1 protein-coding gene and 1 pseudogene are annotated in these 1,369 nt (G+C 68.0%); both read left to right on the top strand.

Annotated elements, in window-relative coordinates:
* Positions 1-362, top strand: a pseudogene (locus J0A65_RS23495) (ABC transporter ATP-binding protein); the annotation flags it as partial.
* Positions 359-1,369, top strand: a 1,011-nt coding sequence (locus J0A65_RS23490) for an ABC transporter permease (protein WP_206596706.1), incomplete at its 3' end; no start/stop codon positions are given. The pseudogene J0A65_RS23495 and the gene J0A65_RS23490, both read left to right, overlap by 4 nt.

Here is a 1,369-nt window from a genome sequence, read left to right as displayed (position 1 = left end):
CCCATTACATGGACGAGGCCGAACGCTGCACGCGCCTGGGCATACTCGACAGCGGGCGACTGGTCGCCGACGGCAGCCCCGCCGAGCTGATGGCGCGCCTGCCCGGACAACCGCTGCTGGTGGAATGCGCCCAGCCGCGCCAGGCGCAACGGGCGCTGCAAGGCCTGCCGGCGATCTACGCCAGCGCGCAGATCGGCGCCTCGCTGCGTCTGCTCAGCGCCACCGACGATGCCCGCGAGCAGGTCGAACGGCGTCTGGCCGAGGCTGGCGTGCAGGCACGGGTCCGCGCGACCGAAGCGAATCTGGAGGATGTCTTCGTCGCCGTGACGCGCCGCCCCGACATCCAGGGAGCAACGCCATGAACCTGCGTCGACTGACTGCCATCGTGCTCAAGGAACTGCGCCAACTGCGCCGCGACCGTCTGACCTTCGCCATGATCGTCGGCATCCCCGTCATGCAGTTGGTGCTGTTCGGCTATGCCATCAATCTCGACGTGCGCGGCCTGCCCAGCGCCGTGCTGGATCAGGCCAATACGGCCCACTCGCGCGAAGTGGTGGCCGAGATCGGCGCGAGCCAGGTGCTCGACCTGCGCTACCGGCTGTCGAGCGAACAGCAACTGCAGACGCTGTTGCGGCGGGGCGAGATCAGCGCCGCGCTGGTCATCCCCGCCGATTTCGAGACGCGCCTGGCCCGCCCCAACCCCGAGCGCACGCCCCTGCAACTGGTGGTCGACGGCTCCGATCAGGTGGTCCAGGCCTCGGCGCGGCAACTGGCGAGCTACCCGCTACCCGGTTGGCAGGCCACGCCGTCGATGACCGTGGTGAACTTCTACAACCCCGAACGCCTGGCGCCCCTCAATACCGTGCCCGGCCTGATCGGCGTGATCCTGACCATGACCATGGTGCTGTTCACCGCCATCGCCCTGGTGCGCGAGCGCGAACGCGGCAACATGGAGATGCTCATCACCACGCCGGTCTCGCCCTGGGAGCTGACGCTGGGCAAGGTGCTGCCGTTCGTCGGCATCGGCCTGGTGCAGGTGACGGTCGTCCTGCTGGTCGGCTGGCAACTCTTCGCCGTGCCGGTGCGCGGCTCGCTGCTGGCGCTGTACGCGGCGTCACTGCTGTTCATCTTCGCCAGCCTGACCCTTGGCGTCTTCATCTCGACACTGGCGCGCAGTCAGTTCCAGGCGATGCAGATGGCCTTCTTCACCTTCCTGCCGCAGATATTGCTGTCCGGCTTCATGTTTCCCTTCGCCGGAATGCCCAAGGCCGCGCAGTGGCTGGCCGAGGTGCTGCCGCTGACGCATTTCCTGCGCCTGGCACGCGGCATCATGCTGCGCAACGCGCCCCTGGCCGAACTCTGGGTGGAG

Origin of the sequence: Bowmanella yangjiangensis (assembly GCF_017255015.1) — a bacterium.
Taxonomy (GTDB): Bacteria; Pseudomonadota; Gammaproteobacteria; order Enterobacterales; family Alteromonadaceae; genus Bowmanella; species Bowmanella yangjiangensis.
Note: the sequence above shows the minus strand (reverse complement) of the source record. Positions and strands in the feature narration are given on the sequence as shown.